Source organism: Flavobacterium tistrianum, assembly GCF_003254545.1.
In the GTDB taxonomy this organism is placed as follows: Bacteria; Bacteroidota; Bacteroidia; order Flavobacteriales; family Flavobacteriaceae; genus Flavobacterium; species Flavobacterium tistrianum.
On sequence record NZ_QJRH01000072.1, the window covers coordinates 360,328 to 377,903 of the forward strand.

Below are 17,576 nucleotides of genomic sequence, written 5' to 3' on the forward strand. Positions count from 1 at the left end.
GATAAATATTCTATGGTAAATCAAAAAACAATACACAAAAAAGTCCTGTTTTTGCTTTGGATATTAGTTTCGTTTAATGTTTTAAATGCACAAAAACATCATACCGTTATGAAAGACTCCATAGACGGAGCTTTCGATTTAAGTGATTTTCTTATTTATGCCAACGGATTCATAGTCGTGCCAACCATTATTACAGAACCCGCCGTAGGAGGATTTGGAGGCGCAGTTGCTCCAATTTTTCTAAAAAAACGTGCACCTGTTATTGAAGAAGACGGAAGAAAACGATTTGTAAATCCAGATATTACAGGAGGAATCGGAATGTATACTGCCAACAAAAGCTGGCTTGCGGGAGCTTTTCGTTCGGCAACATTAGTAAAACCAAAAATATTATATCGTGCTTTTGCAGCTTATGGCGACATGAATTTATCATTTTATGCCAATAATCTGCCGAATCATAATGACGAAGAATTTAAACTCAATTTTAAGTCGACCATTTTCTACACACAATGGCTCAAACAATTTAATAATGCAAAATGGAGTGCAGGGCCGCAGTATTTATTTTTAAATTCTAAAATAAAGCTGCCCGATTTAGATCTTCCGCCGCCATTTGTAGATCCAAAAGATATTAAAAGCACCATAAGTCAGTTGGGAGCCGCGCTCCAGTTTGACGGACGTGACAACATATTTACGCCAGATAAAGGAATAAGAATCCAAACCGATTTTTTCTGGTCAGATAAAGCATTGGGGAGCGATTATCAGGCATGGCGTATCAATTTATCGGCAATTGGATATTATCCGTTGGCGAAAACTCTAATTGGCGGACTAAGGATTGAAGGAGAGCAGGCGTTGGGGAGTCCGCCTTTTTATTTAAAGCCTGGAATTAATATGCGAGGAATTCCCGCAGCGAGATACATGGGAAACACAAGTATTGTGTCTGAACTAGAATTTAGATGGGATTTGTACCGAAGATGGAGTCTTATGGGCTACGGCGGTCTCGCAAGTGCCTTTAACGATTGGGATCAAGCTTTTGCAAAACCTGTAGTTTACAGCTACGGAACAGGTTTTAGATATCTCATTGCCAGAAAGTTCAAACTCAGAATGGGAGTCGATGTGGCTAAGGGAAATGAAGAATGGGCTTACTACATCGTTTTTGGAAGTAACTGGATGCGATAGCTAAAAAAAGCAAAAAACTTGTAAGAAGTTAATTTATAAATAATACAGCAAAAAAGCCTTGATAATGTAGTATTGAGGCTTTTTTGTATTAAATACCTTAATAATTATAGCCCTTAAGAAAACATTAACAACTAAACATTACACAAATTGTATAATATTTAATTGTTTTGTAACAAATTGGAAACATTTGAGACTAATTTTATAAAATCTTAAACATAACTTATGAATACATTTTCATTCAAATCAGTGTTTGCTGCTTCAGTATTTTTGGCTGGAACTGCAGGCTGTTTTGCGCAAGACATTTTAGTAAATTCACTTAAACTAAATGCTAGCGACAAAAGTAAAGAGAACTTCAAATTTACAGAAGTAATTAACCTAGGAACAACATCGGTAAAATCTCAAGGATCATCTGGAACTTGCTGGAGCTACTCAACAAATTCATTCTTAGAGTCAGAAATGATTCGTTTAGGAAAACAGCCTGTTGAGCTTTCTCAAATTTATTCTGCAAGAAACGTGTATGTAGAAAAAGGAATTAACTATGTTCGTATGCACGGAGCAATTACGCTTGGAGATGGAGGAGCTCTTCACGATGTAATTAATATGTACAAAAAATACGGAACTGTGCCTAGAGAAGTTTACACAGGATTAAACTACGGAACAGACAAAAACAAATTTGCCGAAATGAGCGCTCTTATCGAAGGTGTTTTGGCAGCAGTGGTGAAAAACCCGAACGGAGAATTGACTCCAAACTGGCAAAAAGCATATTCTGCTGTTATTGACTCTTACTTAGGAAAAGTGCCAGATAACTTTACATACAAAGGAAAAAACTATACGCCACAATCTTTTGCTAAAGAAGTAGTAGGAATTAACCCAGACGATTACGTAGAAATGTCATCTTTTACAAATGCGCCTTACTACCAAAAAACAACTATGATGGTGCCAGACAACTGGTCATTGGATCAAGTTTACAACGTAAAATTGAACGATATGACAGACGTTATCGACAACGCGCTTAAAAAAGGATACACTGTAGCTTGGGCAACAGATGTTAGCGAGAAAAGCTTTAGCTGGAAAAACGGTGTAGCTTACGTAGCATCTAAAAAATTCGACGACATGACGGCTGAAGAAAAAGCAGACATGTTTAACGGACCAAAAGCTGAACCAGAAATTACTCCAGAAATGCGTCAGGCAGCGTTTGATAACTACACAACAACAGACGACCACGGAATGCACATTATTGGTCTTGCAAAAGATCAAACTGGAAAAGAATATTATATCGTAAAAAATTCTTGGGGAGAAACAAACGACTACAAAGGTTTCTTGTTTGTAACTAAGAACTTCGTAAAATATAAAACTACTGCATTACTAGTAAACAAAGGAGGAATTCCTGCTGAAATTGCTAAGAAATTAGGGGTTTAATTACCTGAGAGTTTTAAGAAAATAGAAAAAGCGCCACGATCTTTGGATTGTGGTGCTTTTTACGTTTTAGATGTTAAAAATTATGTTGATAATCAATTATAATTTTGAAATTAAGGATATTCTATTTTGTAATATTTTCCCTAGATTGCAAATCGTTAAAAGTTATTTTGATTGAATTGTATAAATGAAGTAATAATTAAAATTTTAAAGCATATCTATGGGAGAATGGTCTAAGAGTGTTGGAGAAGAGGGGGAAAAAATCGTAGAATATTTATTTGAGAATATTTTAGGATATAAAACTTTGAGAAAGAAAAATAGTATTTCGTGCAATAATGGAGAAAAGCATAAAATGGGAGATGGCCCAAAAACAAGTCATGGAATTGACGGTTTGATTACAGTACATTCTCCTTTGCAGGATAAGGTCTTAGATGTTGGAATTATCTCTGTTAAGTTTACCGCTAATGAATATCCTAAGGCGCCTAAAGGAGACTTTAAAAAACATTTTAAAGATTTAGTTTATACACTAGAATGTTATGAAAATTCTAAGCTCAATTCTGAGATTAATAGAAGTTTTTCGAATGTTACTAAAACAGATATTACAGGGATTTTAGTTTGGGCATCAAATGAGAGTGATTTAGATTTTGATGTAATATCTAAAGTGTCAAATATGACTGTAAGTTCTGATTATCATTTTAATAGAATAATTGTTTTAGATAATGCTAGAATAACATTTTTTGTAAATTTAATTGAAAATGTAAAAAATAAATTCAAGCAGGGGATAGTTTCTTTTGTGTATCATAATTCCGGATTGAATTCATTGAGTTTAGAGTCAAATAGTTACGGTGAATTTTTACCAATTCAATATTTGTTTTCAGATATTATTCCCTTAAGAGTTGAGATCGATAATAAGGTAACCTTCATCATTGGTGTTCGGGACAATTTTAAGTATGAAGATTTATTAAGAATTTTTTCTTTTGTTAAAAGTTTCGATCATCTAGATTCGTCAAGCAATGTGATTATTACATTTCCTGATTACAATGAAACTAAAAATTCATCAGATGTAGAAAAGGCTCTTTCGTTTTTTGGAAATGACAGTTTTAAATCAAATCTAACAGTTACAAAACACACACTAGACTTTAAAAATCGATAGTATGAAAGATAAGATATTACCATATGGAGATAGGTTAAGACAGTTACTTGTTAAGTCAAATATAACAAGTTCAAATTTGAATTTATTTTTAAGGGATAAGGGGGTTTTTTTGGGAGGGAATGAAAAAGATAATTCAGTTCCGTTACTTATTAAAACACTTATAACACCAAATGAATTTGTTGAGCTATATGAAACTCAAAAAAAGAAAGAAGATAATGTAAAGATAAATTCTGCTGTTTTAAAATGTAGTAAGGATTTTAGTTTGCCAAATATTATTAGAGGGGGTTTTGATCTCAATGAATTGGTTGAAAATTCAAGCGATTACAAGCAAAATTTCACAATTAAAGGAAGTCCTACATTTTATTTTGAAGATGAGGTTGGCGTTCTGGATTATGAAATTGAAAGAGTCAATTTATTAGATGATTGGACAAATAATCTTACTACACATAAAGGAACGGTATATGTTAGTAAACGTGAAGACGGAGCTATTGAGTTAAAAGTTGAGCAGAATTCTACATCTAAGGAAACTAAATTTATCAATGATCTAATTAATAAAGAAATAAAAAAGGCATTTGTAAAGGAAGATATAATCTCTTCTAAATCGGATTATATTAGGATAAGGTTTAATGATTTTTCAAATCCTGATAGAATCCAATTTCTGTATTCTTTTACCAAAAAAATGTGTGTTTATTTGGATTTTGTTTCTGTTTCAGATATCGATATTTATTTAGACGAAGAGGAAAAAACTCCGGAAGATTTAAAGAAGTTTTTAGATGAATTAGAATCGTTAAAATTAAATGGAAAAAAACTGCAGAATCATCCTTTAGTAACAGATCATAAATACCATAAAAAAGTAATTTTCGCGTCTTTATCTTTAAAGTATAAATTTAACATTGATGGTGTCAAGGGTGAATGTGTAATAAAAATTTATTTTCCAGAATATATATCAAAAAAAGATGAAACATCAGAAGTTCAATATGTAATTAACTTTACAATTAATAAGGATTGTAAAGGTATTGCATCGGAAAACGAATTAAGAAAGAAAGTTATAAGTTATATTGATTCCCATAAATTAAGATCTTATAATTTATTCAAGAAAAAAGAAGCTGAAATAGAACCTGTTTAGTTTTTTTGAACAAAACAAAACATAAAAAGAGGCGCATTGATTGCGCCTCTTTTTATTATATATTTTCAAAACTAGAAATTTATTTCCCCTTCATCAACCTCTCCAAATACTCCACTTTATCTTTTTCAGCCTGAACCAAACGCTCATAAAGTTCCACAACTTTATCAAGTGGATTGAAGTTGCAATTATGGTTTACAGTTGGTCCACTATGAATAACAGAACCTTCATGATTATTTTGAATGTTGTTTAATACAACTTCATCGCTATAATTCTTAATAGCATCAGCTGAAACTCCTAAAGCTTCTGCAATAGAATTTAGTCTTTCGTCGTCAACATTTTCGCTTCCTTCAAGAGTGGAAACATATTGCTGGCTTACGCCTATAGCAATCGCAAGTGCTTCTTGTTTCATTCCTCTAAGCTCTCTAATTCGGCTTATGTTTCTCCCGATATGTTTTGGTTTGGTTGCTGTGCTCATACATCAAAGATATTAAAAATCCTTAAAAATTAGGAATGCTGTAAAATACAATCTTTTTGCTTGTGAGATAAAATTATGATCTATTTTGTTAGAATGTATTCTATCGTTTATTTAGCTGAAACAAAAATACAATTTTTCGTACAATAATTATTTGTAATTAAAACATAAATAAACGCCATGAAAACAGAAAACGAAAGCAATTCCAATCAAAAGAAAATAATAGAATCGGTAGCTAGATTGGTATCAGATCTTTGTTTTGACGGAGAATATAAAAACCATCCAGAATACTTAAACGAGATTTTTGAGCATCTTCTAGAAACAGAATCTGGAGACAGCCGTTCCTTGCGAATTAAAATGCTAAGCTGCATTCGAACCAGTAAAATGTTGGCAAAAGCACTAGAGCCATTTTCAGACGAAGAAGTGCAAAAAGCCTGCGTTAAAATGATCAATGCGTAAAAAGAAGTACTTTATCGGCTTTCTAAGTAATTCATGGTAAGAATAAAAGCTAACTAAAAGAAAATCAGTATCTTTAGTGTGAATTTTTTAATAGGAGAATTAATTTTATTCAAAAAAATCATGAAAAAGTATGAAGCAATTTTATGTACACTTGCGTTCGTATTTTCTCTCGGCTGTTTTGCTCAGAGCACAAACAGTGCCTCTGCTTCTCCAGCACCAGGAAAAACGACATTATTGACGGATAGTCTCCCTACAGATGATATGGTGATACAATCGTATTATGTAGAAGAAAGAATAAATAAACTTTTTGGAGGTAGAATTATTACTTACCAAGTTTCAAAACTGGACATGGTCGATACTTACGATCTTGGCCCTAATAATACTAGAACAGTAATTCCGAATTACGTAAAAAGAAAACCAAAAGTTGCTCCAAATACAATAGAAACAAAAACGCTTGTTGCGAGTGCGAATACTTCTGTAGCGCCTGTTAAGGTAGAAGTTACAGCTCCTGCGCCTTCAACTGAAAAATACGTAACTGTAAATATGGTGGATACTTACGAAAAAGTGCTTGATAAAGGGTATAAATCTATCGAGATGCTTAAAAAAGTAGCTGATCGTTTTTATTTTGAAGGCAATCTAACCGCAGCAGCGGGCTATTACACCCAATTATTTGACCAAGCCAAAGATTTGGATGTTATTTACTATTATAGATATGCTCAGTCCCTAAAAGCAATAAATGAAGATGAGAAAGCAAATGCTTTAATGAAAAGGTTTAAAAGCGAAACTTTGACTATGAAATAGGGTTTTTCTTTGTGTGTTTTTTTAACCGCAAAGGGTGCTAAGGTTTACGCAATCCCGATAGCTATCGGGAGCAAAGTTTATTTTGAGATAAATCTAAAGATTAAGTTCGCAAAGCTTTGTGTTTATAAAGCTCTGTGAGCTTTTTTGTTTTACCTACAGTTTGTCATCCTGAACGAAGGATCACACTCGTATATCGACAAAGATTGGCAACCTTTGCGATCTCTTTTATAGATTCCTATTAAGCCTCAGATAAAAAAACTCTTCGCGTCCTCTGCGTAAAACCTTTGCTCCCGATAGCTATCGGGAGAACCAACCCCGAAAGCTTTCGGGGCTCTGATTAACAGTCAGATTTATATCTTATAAGAAGTTTGTCTATTATTTCGGGATACTTGATTAAGTTTTCAATATAAGTTTTGCTCTTCATTTTTTTGATATGCTTTTCTATTGAAAGTGCTTGAGATTTATTTTCGCATTCTATTTTAAGATATAATTCCCAATCATCAGCATTTGCAGTGAATTTGTTAGATTCAGCATTTTTATGAAATTCCATCCTATTGTCAAAATTAGAAGTATATCCTGTGTAAAATCGGTTTAATTTGACAGAATAGAGAATATAAACAAAATGCATTATTAAGGCAGATAAAATTATTTGATTGTTTTTTAAGCGACTCCTCTTGTACTCGAACCAACCCCGAAAGCTTTCGGGGCTCTGATTAACAGTCAATATGATGCAAAAAAAAATACCACTTACAATTTGTAAGTGGTATTTAATAAGCTCCCCCTCTTGGGCTCGAACCAAGGACCCTCTGATTAACAGTCAGATGCTCTAACCAACTGAGCTAAGGAGGAATCACCTTAAAGGTAAATATGTTTGCTAAAAAAAGTTGCTCCCCCTCTTGGGCTCGAACCAAGGACCCTCTGATTAACAGTCAGATGCTCTAACCAACTGAGCTAAGGAGGAAAGTGTTGCTCTTTTTAGCGAGTGCAAATATAAAACTATTTTTAGTTTCTCAAAAACATTTTCACTCTTTTTTTGACTTTTTTTTACTTGCCTACAATGGCTTTGTAAATGTCGTTACCATTAGCAAATAGTAGTAGTGAAATAAGTAAAACAAAACCAACCATTTGCGCATTCTCTAGGAATTTATCGCTCGGTTTTTTGCCGCTAATTATTTCGTACAATAAAAACATTACGTGACCACCATCAAGAGCTGGAATTGGCAATAAATTCATGACTCCAAGCATAATTGACAATAAAGCTGTGATTGACCAGAAAACTTCCCAGCTCCAAGAACTAGGGAAAATGTTGTAAATAGCCGCAAAACCGCCCACTTGCTTGTAAGCTTTAGTTTCTGGATTAAAAATCATTTTCAATTGTTTTCCGTAACCTACTAACTGATCTTTTCCTTTTTGAAGACCAACCGGAATAGATTCGAAGAAACCATATTCTTTAGTGCTTATTTTATAGTATCCTAATTTCTCTAATGATTTCATGTCTAATCCACCAGCAAAAACGCCTAACGTTCCTTCTTTAGAAACTTTAACCATAAGAGTTGTTTCTTTCAAATCGCGTAAAACAACCGCTGGAATATCTTTTCCTTTATTAGCAGCTAAGATTGCTTTTGCCTCGTCAAAATATTTAACTTTTTGTCCGTTAAGAGAAAGAATCAAATCTTTTGCTTTTAAATTTTGGTTAGGAGAATCATCACCAACTTTTCCAATAGCAAAAGGTCTACGAATATCGATAAGCATTCCTTTTTCTGTTTTAGAAAGCTGATCGACAAAATCAGTTGGCATTGTAATCGTTTGTTGTTGTCCGTTTCTTTCAATCAAAACATGTTTTGCCATGATTACATTCATGTTCATATCGCTGTCAAAATTTTCTACCGCTTTTCCATCAATAGAAATAATTTTATCACCAGTTTTAAAACCAGCCTTAAGCATAGCAGGATTTTCAATAGCAACACCATCTTTTAAGTCAGCATTTGCAATATAAGTATCTCCGTAAGCAAACGCCATTCCGATATAGATAATAAAAGCCAATATGAAATTTACAGTAACACCGCCAAGCATAATAATTAAACGCTGCCAAGCCGGTTTAGTACGAAATTCCCATGGCTGCGGATCTTGAGCCATTTGCTCTTTGTCCATACTTTCATCAATCATTCCAGAAATTTTCACATAACCACCAAGTGGTAGCCATCCGATACCGTATTCTGTTTCTCCGATTTTCTTTTTGAAAAGTGAATATTTAACATCAAAAAATAAATAAAATTTTTCGACTCTAGTTTTAAACAATTTAGCAGGGATAAAATGCCCTAATTCATGAAGAATAATAAGTAAAGATAAACTCAATAGAAATTGAGAGAGTTTGATAACTATATCCATTTTTTGTTTTTAATTCGTATTTAACGCACAAAAGTAGCGTTTTCTATTTTAATATAAGTGTGCAAGATAGTGTTTAAGATTTTAAATGTTTGTTAATTAATAAACATTTCGATTTATCGTTTTAACAAGATACTGTAACTTTACTTTTCCAACACTGCCATACTCAATTGGTAGTATAAAATCATTAAAAGTTACAGTATATGGCAACGAAATTATTTTCTCCTCTTACTATAAAAAACATCACTTTTAAAAATAGAATTGCAATTTCGCCAATGTGCCAGTATTCTGCAATTGACGGATTTGCAAACGATTGGCATCTTGTTCATTTAGGAAGCCGAGCCAGCGGAGGAGCTGGACTTATTATTCAGGAAGCAACAGCAGTTTCTCCAGAAGCTAGAATTTCTCCAGCCGATTTAGGAATCTGGAAAGATGAACATATCGAAAAGCTTAAGCAAATTAATGCTTTTATAGTTTCTCAAAATTCCATTCCTGGAATCCAGTTAGCACATGCGGGAAGAAAAGCAAGCGTTTCGGCTCCGTGGCTTGGAAATAAGAAATTAGATTTCGCTCAAGGCGGATGGCAGACTGTTGCGCCAAGTGCGATTCCGTATCATGAAAATGAACCATTTCTTCCAGAGGCTTTAGATAAAAACGGAATTAAAAAAGTAATCTCCGATTTTAAAACAGCAACAAAAAGAGTGGTAGAAGCAGGATATCAGGTTGTAGAAATCCATGTGGCTCATGGTTATTTGCTGCACCAATTTTTATCTCCTTTAACAAATGTAAGAACAGACAAATATGGAGGAAGTTTTGAAAATAGAATTCGTTTTACATTAGAAGTTGTAGAAGCAGTTCAATCAGAATGGCCTTCGGATTTGCCTTTGTTTGTTAGAATTTCGGCAACCGATTGGGCAGAAAACGGATGGAATCCAGAAGAATCTGTGCAGCTTTCTAAAATATTAAAAGAAAAAGGAGTAGATTTAATAGATGTTTCGTCAGGCGGATTGGTTTCGCATCAAAAAATAACATTAGGTCCAGGTTATCAGGTTCCTTTTGCAGAAAAAGTAAAACAAGAAGCTAACATTGCAACAGGTGCTGTAGGATTGATTACTGATGCGCATCAAGCCGAAGAAATTCTAAATATGGATCAAGCCGATTTAATTTTATTTGCTAGAGAATCATTGAGAAACCCGAACTTGCCTTTAGATTTCGCCGCAACATTAAACGACGATATTCAATGGCCAAAACAATACGAGAGAGCTAAACTTTAAATATTTTTATTAGCCACAGATTACACAGATTAAAATGATTTTTTTAATTTTTTTTCGCCACGACCCGAGCGATAGCGAACAGGCGAAGCAATAGCACGAATTTGCACAAATCGTTGCGTCCAGAAACTTAAAATAATTCGTGTAGATTCGTGAAATTAGTGGCAAACAAAAAAATCCTTTTTAATCACATTAATCTGTGGCAAAAAAAACAAAATAAGATGCAAAAAATAAAGACAGCACTATTATCATACGGAATGTCGGGGAAAGTTTTCCACGCTCCATTTTTAGATATTCATGAAGGATTTGAATTATTAGGTTCTTGGGAAAGAAGTAAAAAGCTGATTCAAGAAGATTATCCATACGTAAAAAGCTACGCTTCGATAGACGAATTATTAAGTGATGATGTCGATTTGGTAATTGTAAACACGCCAGTTGGAACGCATTACGAATATGCCAAAAAAGTGCTTTTGGCAGGAAAACATGCCGTTGTAGAAAAAGCGTTTACCACAACAGCCGCCGAAGCAAAAGAATTGGCTAAAATTGCCAAAGAAAAAGGTTTGAAATTGGCTGTTTTTCAGAATAGAAGATGGGACAGCGATTTTAAAACCGTAAAAAAAGTAATTGAAGACGGAGTTTTAGGAGATTTGGTTGAGGCCGAATTTCACTTTGACAGATATAATCCGTTATTGAGTCCGAAAGCGCATAAAGAAACAGCCAATGATGGTGCAGGAGTTCTAAAAGATTTAGGTCCTCATATTATAGATCAGGCAATAAGTCTTTTTGGATGCCCGAAAGCTGTTTTTGGAGATATTCGCGTAACGAGAGAAAACTCTGTTGTAGACGACTGGATAGATTTGACTTTGTTTTATTCTAATTTCAGAGTCCGTTTAAAAGCGGGATTTTTTGTGAGAGAAGCCAATCCAGCGTATACGGTGCATGGAAAAAAAGGCTCTTTCTTAAAACCTCGTGGAGATGTGCAGGAAGATGAATTGAAAATTGGCAAAAAGCCAAACCTAGATTCTTGGGGAACAGAAGATGAAAGTTTGCAGGGACTTTTGCACACAGAAATTGACGGTAAGATTGTGAGAGAAAAAATACCAACGCTTCAAGGCAATTATTTCAGTTTCTTCGATGGAGTTTACGATTCTATTGCAAACAATAAAAAAGAACCAGTTACAGCAGATGAAGGCGTAAAAGTGATGCAAGTGATAGAAGCCGCAATTGCGAGTAATGCACAACAAAAAGTAATAGGTATACAATAAAGATGTGCGTCTTAAAAGGTTATTCTCTTATTTTGTAAGCTTCAGAGAAGCAAAATATTTATAGCTAAGAATAAATAATATCATATTAAAGCTCCGGAGGAGTGACATGCAGCAATATATGTCACTCCTCCAGAGCTTTTTTTCATTTGGTTTATTGAAATTCTATAAATATTTTACCCCTCTGGGGTTTTTGCTAATACTTTTTATAAGCCCTTGCCTTTACTTCAATAAAAAAAATGAAGAAGATTATAATTCTACTAAACTCGAAATGTTGTAATTTTAATTATAAGAATTCAATTGTAAACCTTTTAATTTATAAACAATAACGTTGTATATTGTGTATAACCTTAGGCTTTGTACGCTTTGACCAGCGTTTTTAGTATTTTTGACAACATTCCAATAAAATTCAATATGCTGATAAACATTAATCCATTATCGCTTTTTCAGACCAAAGCCAAAATCAAGAAAGTATTTAGAGAAGCCAAAGCTTCGTATTTAAATCGCATTCGTTTTGCTGTTGGAATGTTTTATTTCGGAATGGGTTTGAGTTTTGCCACATGGGCGAGCAGAATTCCAGATATCAAATCTGCTTTGCATCTAACAGAAGGCGATTTGGGTTCTATACTTTTTGCGCTTCCAGTTGGGCAATTGATTATTATGCCCTTTTCAGGAAAAATGGTAACCAAATTCGGTAGCCACCGTATTCTGATTTTCTCTTTAATAATGTATGTTTTGTGTTTAATCAATTTAGGTTTGGCAACAACATCATTGCAATTATCATTAGGATTATTTTTATTTGGTGTGTTCGGAAACTTAGCTAATATTGCCGTAAACACGCAAGGCGTTTATACCGAAGTTTTATTTAAAAAAACGATCATGTCTTCTTTTCACGGTATGTGGAGTTTTGCCGGATTTACTGGCGCGCTGGTAGGTCTCGGAATGCTGGCTTTAAAACTGAGTCCGTTGCATCATTTTATAATTGTAGCTGTAATTGTTTTATTGATGGTAGCCTTTAACTTTAAATTTTTGGTTAGAGCCAAAGAAAAAAAGAAACCAAAAGAAGAAGGTAAAAAACTATTCGTAAAACCAGATACAGCTTTGCTTTGGTTGGGCGTTATAGGATTCTGCAGTATGGCTAGTGAAGGCGTTATGTTCGATTGGAGCGGTGTTTACTTTAAAGAGATTGTAAAAGCACCTGGACCGTTGGTGGTTTTAGGCTACACTTCTTTTATGATTATGATGGCTAGCGGAAGATTTCTTGGCGACGGATTAATTAATAAATTTGGGCGCGAACGCGTTATGCAGATTAGCGGAGTTATGATTTCGGCTGGACTTTTTACGGCTGTTTTTCTTCCTTATATCATTCCGTGTACTATTGCCTTTATGTTTGTTGGTTTGGGTGTTGCAACAATTGTACCTACAGTTTACAGTATTGCTGGTAAAAACCCGACCGTTCCTGCTGGAGAAGCTTTAACGATTGTTTCTAGTGTAAGTTTCCTTGGTTTCTTAATGGGACCGCCAGTAATTGGACATATTGCGCAAAATTTTGGTCTGCAGTTTTCTTTTGCCTTTATCGGAATTTTTGGCGTTCTGATTGCCTTTATGGTTTCTAAAATTAGAACGTCAGCATAACTCAGTTTTTGATTAATATTTATTAAAAGCGATTAATTTTGTAAGAATTTATTTGTTTTTTAAATATTTTGCCTACATTTGAATTTAAGCAATAGCTTGAGTTTTTAAAAAGCTCTTTTTTCCAAAAACCAATTTTATCTTTTGAATTAAGGATTATCATCCTCGAAAATTTTAAAGTTAATAATAGGTTTTAATGGTAAAAAAATACGCAGTCTTCTTTATTTTTTGGTTCTTTAATTTTGCTTTTGCACAACAAGAAATAACAGTAACAGGAATTGTTATTGATTCCCGAACGCAGAATCCTCTGGAGAATGTAGTGGTTACGATACAGAACACGGCTGTGATGCAGCTTACTTCAAAATCAGGAAAATTCGAACTTCATATTTTTCCTCAAAAAGAACAATTGCTATTACTTAGAAGCCAGGGATACAAAGATTTCCTTTTGAAAGTAAAGTCCAATGCTGGACAAAATATTAATCTCGGAATATTACAATTAGAAGACACTTATTCAGATGAGGTTCCTGCTGCATTAATCACTTTATCAGACAGCGATTTCTCAGATGATAATAGTTCGTCTGAAATGACTTCAGGACTTTTACAATCGTCGAGAGATGCTTTTATGCAGGCATCGGCATTCAATTGGGGACAAGCTAGATTTCGTATGCGTGGTTTAGACAGCGAAAATGCAATCACAATGCTCAACGGAATGTCAATGAATAAAATTTACGATGGTAGACCGCAATGGGGAAACTGGGGAGGTTTAAACAATGTACTTCGAAATCAGGAATTTTCAGTTGGAACAACAGCTTCCAATTATACTTTCGGAGGAGTTTTAGGCACACAACAGATTTTTACACGCGCTTCTTTGTATAGAAAAGGAACATCACTAACGTTTTCTGGAAGTAATACGACTTATTTATGGCGGGCAATAGGAACTTATGCATCAGGAATGAGTGCCTCTGGTTGGGCTTTTGCTGTTTCGGCAGGAAAACGTTGGGCTGATGAAGGTTATTTTGATGGAACAAATTTCGATGCTGATTCTTTTTTTCTTAGTGTCGAAAAGAAATTAAACAGCAAACATTCTCTCAATTTTACAGGATTTTATACACCTAATTCTCGCGGAAAAAATTCTTCTAATACCGCTGAGGTTACCGATTTAATGGGGGAAAAGTACAATTCGTACTGGGGATTTCAGAACGGCAAAAAGCGAAATGCAAGAGTAAAAAATGTAGAAGAACCGCTCTTTATGTTGAACCATTACTTTAAAATTGATGATAAAACCAATCTGAATTCTGCAATTATGTATCAATTTGGGAAAGTTGGAAACAGCAATATCGATTACCAAAATGCAAATAGTCCAGATCCTGTTTATTATAAAAAAATGCCAAGCTATTTTAGTTCGCTTTATGCTAAAGATCAGGGTGAGTTTTCAGGCGAATTTACTCCAGATTATGAAAATGCAGAGAAAAGCAAAATAGCATTTCTGACTAGTCCACAGATCAATTGGAACGAAATGTATTTTGCTAACCAAAAGATAGGACAGAATGGTTATGAGCGTGCGCAGAGCCATTACGTGCTTTACGAAGACAGAACAGATGATCAGACTTTGGCAGTAAACTCAAATTTGAATGCGCAGATAACTCCCAATATTTCTTTTGATGGAGGATTTACATTTAAGAAATTAAAATCGCATAATTTTCAATATTTATTAGATCTTCTTGGCGGAGCATATTTTGAAGATATAGATCCGTTTTACAAAGGAAATCTCTCTCAATCAGATTTACAGCATCCAAATCGTCAAGTCGTGAAAGGAGATATTTATGGGTATAATTATAATTTACTGGCCAATACTTTAGATGTTTTTGCGCAGTTTAAATTCAGCTACAACAAAACAGAATTTTTCCTGGCACAATCATATTCGATGTCAGATTATCAGCGAGAAGGATTGTATCAAAACGGGTTGTATCCAACAAATTCGTTAGGGAAAAGCGAGAAAGTAAATTTTGAGAATTTTGGCTTCAAAGGCGGTTTCACTTATAAAATTTCAGGAAAACAATTGCTGTTTTTTAATGCAGCACATTTTACCAGAGCGCCTTCGCTTCGAAATACGTTTTCAAATTCACGTTTAAATAATAATATCGTTGACGGAATAGAAAGTGAAAATATCACTAGTGCTGAAGCAAATTATGTTTACCGCTCAGCAAAAATCAAATTGCGTTTGACGGCTTATTATTCTTTGATTAAAAACACTTCAAAAACCTCTTATTTCTATGCCGAAGGAATTTTTGATAAAGGTTCTAGTTATGATCCAACAAGTGCTTTTGTTAGTCAAACGTTGACCAATTTGGATAAGAAAAATACTGGAGCCGAATTAAGTTTTGAATATCAGATTTGGCCAACATTAAAAACAACTTTTTCTGCAGCATTTGGAAATTACATCTATAACAGTAATCCAAATGTAAAAATTGTAAATGACGCCAATAGAGCAAAAGAAGGAGCACAAACAACTTTTGATTTTGGACGAGCTCTTTTAAAAAATTACAAACAGTCGGGAACTCCACAGCAAGCCTATGCATTTGGGTTAGAATATCGTGACCCGAAGTTTTGGTGGATTGGTGGAAATATTAATTATTTGGCAGAAAGTTATATAGATGTTTCGCCAATTTCTAGAACATCACAATTTTACATCAATCCAGCCAATGGTTTTCCTTTTCCTGAAGCAACTTCCGAAAGAGGAAATGAATTGCTAAAACAAGAAAAATTTAATCCTGTTACATTATTGAATTTGAGCGGAGGAAAATCTTGGCGTATCCATAAAAAATACGTGGGACTTTTTGCCAGTGTAAACAATGTTTTGGATTTAATGTATAAAACTGGTGGTTTTGAACAGGCAAGAAATGCCAATTTTAGAGCACTCAATCAAGATGCCTCAAGCGGAACACCTTCTTTTGGGCCAAAATATTATTATGGCTATGGCCGAACTTATTTTCTAAATCTTACAATCGGTTTATAAAACTGAAAATCTATTTCTCATGAAAAAACTAATTTTAATTTTTGCAATATCTCTAATTAGTTGCAGTAAAGAAGTCGAAACTCCAGAATTAGCTTGTACTCAGCCCAATCTTTCTGTAAATAAAAGCGTAGAAAAAGTATATGAACTTTCAGGAACAACGGCAAAGCAATATTTGTATGACGACATTATAGAAGCTTACGTAGTTTCAAGTGATGAAGGAGGTAATTTTTTTAAAACAATTTCACTGCAAACCAAAGAAACTGAAAAAACACCAGTAATTGGTTTTAATGTTCCTGTTGATGCTACAAATACTTACATCGATTATCGAGTGGGAAATAAAGTGTTTGTAAAACTTAAAAACCAATTTACAGATTTGTATTATGGCGGTTTAAGAATCGGAAGTTTGTATGTGAGTAACGCTGGTGATCCTACAATTGGTAGAATTTCTCAAAACGAATATAAAAATGTATTAAATGTTTCGTGTACAAATATAGACGAGAGCCAATTGGTTAAATCACTTTCTGTAGAAGAAGCTCTTTCAGATTCTAAACTAAATACTTTGATAGAATTAAACGATGTGGAATTTACTGAAGCGGCATTAGGGCGTCATTATTTTGAAGAATCTAATAATGTTGGCGGTTCAACAAATTGGTATTTGAGAGATAAAACAGGAAATCAGATCATCTTTAGAACAAGCAGTTATGCAAAATTTGCAGATCATGCCGTACCAGAAGGAAGCGGAAAAGTCAAAGGAATTCTAACAAAGTTCGGCACTGACTATCAATTTATGGTTCGATATGAAAGTGATATTGTAATGAATGGAAAAAGAAATACTCCATTTTTTTCAGAAGATTTTCAGTCGGTTAAAAACAATGTCAATTTTACGCTTCCAGGCTGGAGTAATATTGTAGAAAAAGCAACAAAACTCTGGAAAAGCATGGTATATTCTGGAAATGGCTATGCTGAATTTAATACAACAAGCACAACAGCTGCCGAAAATGTGGCTTGGCTCGTGTCGCCTAAAATAAATTTATCAGGATATAAAAATGCGGTACTTTCGTTTAGAAGCGCGCAACACGATTTAAAAATCGATTCTCCGTTAAATACATTAGAAGTTTATGTTTCAACGAATTTTGATGGTGCAAGTGTGACCAAAGCAAAATGGACAAAATTGGAAGCAAAAGTTCCGACGCTTTCGACTCCTGCACGTGAGTTTATCAGTTCTGGAGGAATTGATCTTTCATCTTATTCTGGAAACATAAATATAGCCTTTAAATACATAGGATCTGGAAAAGATAAAACACTAAATGGTGCTTTTATGGTTGATGATATTAAGATATTTGGCGAAAAATAGGTGGTATTTTGTAAAAAGAAAATTAATAATCTGAATTTTAGAGTATTATTGAAAAG

The 17,576-nt window shown here is 34.0% G+C and carries 14 protein-coding genes and 2 tRNA genes; 11 read left to right on the forward strand and 5 right to left on the reverse strand.

The genetic code is table 11. The features are described 5' to 3' along the window. The first annotated feature begins 51 nt into the window (after window positions 1-51). From DMB71_RS18410 to gapS4b, 4 genes are all read left to right on the forward strand, one after another. Window positions 52-1,173, forward strand: coding sequence for a BamA/TamA family outer membrane protein (locus DMB71_RS18410; protein ID WP_239452998.1), 1,122 nt, complete (start codon window positions 52-54; stop codon window positions 1,171-1,173). Between the two features lie 222 nt (window positions 1,174-1,395). Next, complete coding sequence (locus DMB71_RS18415; protein WP_111368530.1) at window positions 1,396-2,592, forward strand: C1 family peptidase; 1,197 nt, start codon at window positions 1,396-1,398, stop codon at window positions 2,590-2,592. A gap of 217 nt (window positions 2,593-2,809) precedes the next feature. Next, a complete protein-coding gene (gene gapS4a, locus DMB71_RS18420; protein WP_111368532.1) occupies window positions 2,810-3,742 on the forward strand; it encodes a GapS4a family protein in 933 nt (310 codons plus the stop codon). Window position 3,743: 1 nt separating this feature from the next. Beyond that, window positions 3,744-4,868: a GapS4b family protein gene (gene gapS4b / locus DMB71_RS18425; protein WP_111368765.1), complete on the forward strand. Its 1,125-nt coding sequence runs from the start codon at window positions 3,744-3,746 to the stop codon at window positions 4,866-4,868. A gap of 79 nt (window positions 4,869-4,947) precedes the next feature. Here the strand turns inward: gapS4b and DMB71_RS18430 are convergent, their stop codons facing one another. After that, window positions 4,948-5,343: a helix-turn-helix domain-containing protein gene (locus DMB71_RS18430; protein WP_111368767.1), complete on the reverse strand. Its 396-nt coding sequence runs from the start codon at window positions 5,341-5,343 to the stop codon at window positions 4,948-4,950. 177 nt (window positions 5,344-5,520) lie between these two features. Between DMB71_RS18430 and DMB71_RS18435 the strand changes: the two genes are divergently transcribed. Further along, entirely contained in the window at window positions 5,521-5,799 is a 279-nt protein-coding gene (locus tag DMB71_RS18435; protein ID WP_111368769.1) for a hypothetical protein, read from the forward strand. Between the two features lie 120 nt (window positions 5,800-5,919). Then, the gene (locus tag DMB71_RS18440; RefSeq protein ID WP_111368770.1) at window positions 5,920-6,600 is read left to right on the forward strand and encodes a hypothetical protein; all 681 of its coding nucleotides are present in this window, start codon (window positions 5,920-5,922) and stop codon (window positions 6,598-6,600) included. A 337-nt stretch (window positions 6,601-6,937) separates the two neighbouring features. On the opposite strand, the gene DMB71_RS18445 is transcribed toward DMB71_RS18440, so the two are convergent. From DMB71_RS18445 to rseP, 4 genes are all read right to left on the reverse strand, one after another. Next, window positions 6,938-7,228, reverse strand: coding sequence for a GIY-YIG nuclease family protein (locus DMB71_RS18445; protein WP_111368939.1), 291 nt, complete (start codon window positions 7,226-7,228; stop codon window positions 6,938-6,940). A gap of 147 nt (window positions 7,229-7,375) precedes the next feature. Then, window positions 7,376-7,449: transfer RNA gene (locus DMB71_RS18450), tRNA-Asn, on the reverse strand. Between the two features lie 38 nt (window positions 7,450-7,487). Continuing rightward, a tRNA-Asn gene (locus DMB71_RS18455) sits at window positions 7,488-7,561 on the reverse strand. Window positions 7,562-7,644: 83 nt separating this feature from the next. Further along, window positions 7,645-8,988, reverse strand: coding sequence for an RIP metalloprotease RseP (gene rseP, locus DMB71_RS18460; protein WP_111368772.1), 1,344 nt, complete (start codon window positions 8,986-8,988; stop codon window positions 7,645-7,647). Window positions 8,989-9,188: 200 nt separating this feature from the next. On the opposite strand from rseP, the gene DMB71_RS18465 reads away from it, so the two are divergent. The 5 genes from DMB71_RS18465 (at window position 9,189) to DMB71_RS18485 (ending at window position 17,520) form a co-directional block, all read left to right on the forward strand. After that, complete coding sequence (locus DMB71_RS18465; RefSeq protein WP_111368774.1) at window positions 9,189-10,259, forward strand: NADH:flavin oxidoreductase/NADH oxidase; 1,071 nt, start codon at window positions 9,189-9,191, stop codon at window positions 10,257-10,259. Window positions 10,260-10,477: 218 nt separating this feature from the next. Then, window positions 10,478-11,521 (forward strand): Gfo/Idh/MocA family oxidoreductase, encoded by a 1,044-nt coding sequence (locus tag DMB71_RS18470; protein ID WP_111368941.1) that lies wholly within the window; start codon window positions 10,478-10,480, stop codon window positions 11,519-11,521. Between the two features lie 411 nt (window positions 11,522-11,932). Further along, window positions 11,933-13,153, forward strand: a complete 1,221-nt coding sequence (locus DMB71_RS18475; RefSeq protein WP_111368943.1) for an MFS transporter — start codon at window positions 11,933-11,935, stop codon at window positions 13,151-13,153. Window positions 13,154-13,346: 193 nt separating this feature from the next. Continuing rightward, window positions 13,347-16,166: a TonB-dependent receptor gene (locus tag DMB71_RS18480; protein WP_111368776.1), complete on the forward strand. Its 2,820-nt coding sequence runs from the start codon at window positions 13,347-13,349 to the stop codon at window positions 16,164-16,166. Between the two features lie 19 nt (window positions 16,167-16,185). Continuing rightward, on the forward strand, window positions 16,186-17,520 hold the full coding sequence (locus tag DMB71_RS18485) for a DUF5689 domain-containing protein (protein WP_111368777.1): 1,335 nt from the start codon (window positions 16,186-16,188) through the stop codon (window positions 17,518-17,520). The last annotated feature ends 56 nt before the right edge of the window (window positions 17,521-17,576 follow it).

Coding starts and splice junctions, on each gene's coding strand:
- gapS4b (WP_111368765.1), top strand. CDS start 3,744: ATGAAAGATAAGATATTACCATATGGAGATAGGTTAAGACAGTTACTT.
- gapS4a (WP_111368532.1), top strand. CDS start 2,810: ATGGGAGAATGGTCTAAGAGTGTTGGAGAAGAGGGGGAAAAAATCGTA.
- DMB71_RS18465 (WP_111368774.1), top strand. CDS start 9,189: ATGGCAACGAAATTATTTTCTCCTCTTACTATAAAAAACATCACTTTT.
- DMB71_RS18475 (WP_111368943.1), top strand. CDS start 11,933: ATGCTGATAAACATTAATCCATTATCGCTTTTTCAGACCAAAGCCAAA.
- DMB71_RS18445 (WP_111368939.1), bottom strand. CDS start 7,228: ATGCATTTTGTTTATATTCTCTATTCTGTCAAATTAAACCGATTTTAC.
- DMB71_RS18440 (WP_111368770.1), top strand. CDS start 5,920: ATGAAAAAGTATGAAGCAATTTTATGTACACTTGCGTTCGTATTTTCT.
- DMB71_RS18470 (WP_111368941.1), top strand. CDS start 10,478: ATGCAAAAAATAAAGACAGCACTATTATCATACGGAATGTCGGGGAAA.
- DMB71_RS18415 (WP_111368530.1), top strand. CDS start 1,396: ATGAATACATTTTCATTCAAATCAGTGTTTGCTGCTTCAGTATTTTTG.
- DMB71_RS18485 (WP_111368777.1), top strand. CDS start 16,186: ATGAAAAAACTAATTTTAATTTTTGCAATATCTCTAATTAGTTGCAGT.
- DMB71_RS18435 (WP_111368769.1), top strand. CDS start 5,521: ATGAAAACAGAAAACGAAAGCAATTCCAATCAAAAGAAAATAATAGAA.
- rseP (WP_111368772.1), bottom strand. CDS start 8,988: ATGGATATAGTTATCAAACTCTCTCAATTTCTATTGAGTTTATCTTTA.
- DMB71_RS18480 (WP_111368776.1), top strand. CDS start 13,347: ATGGTAAAAAAATACGCAGTCTTCTTTATTTTTTGGTTCTTTAATTTT.
- DMB71_RS18430 (WP_111368767.1), bottom strand. CDS start 5,343: ATGAGCACAGCAACCAAACCAAAACATATCGGGAGAAACATAAGCCGA.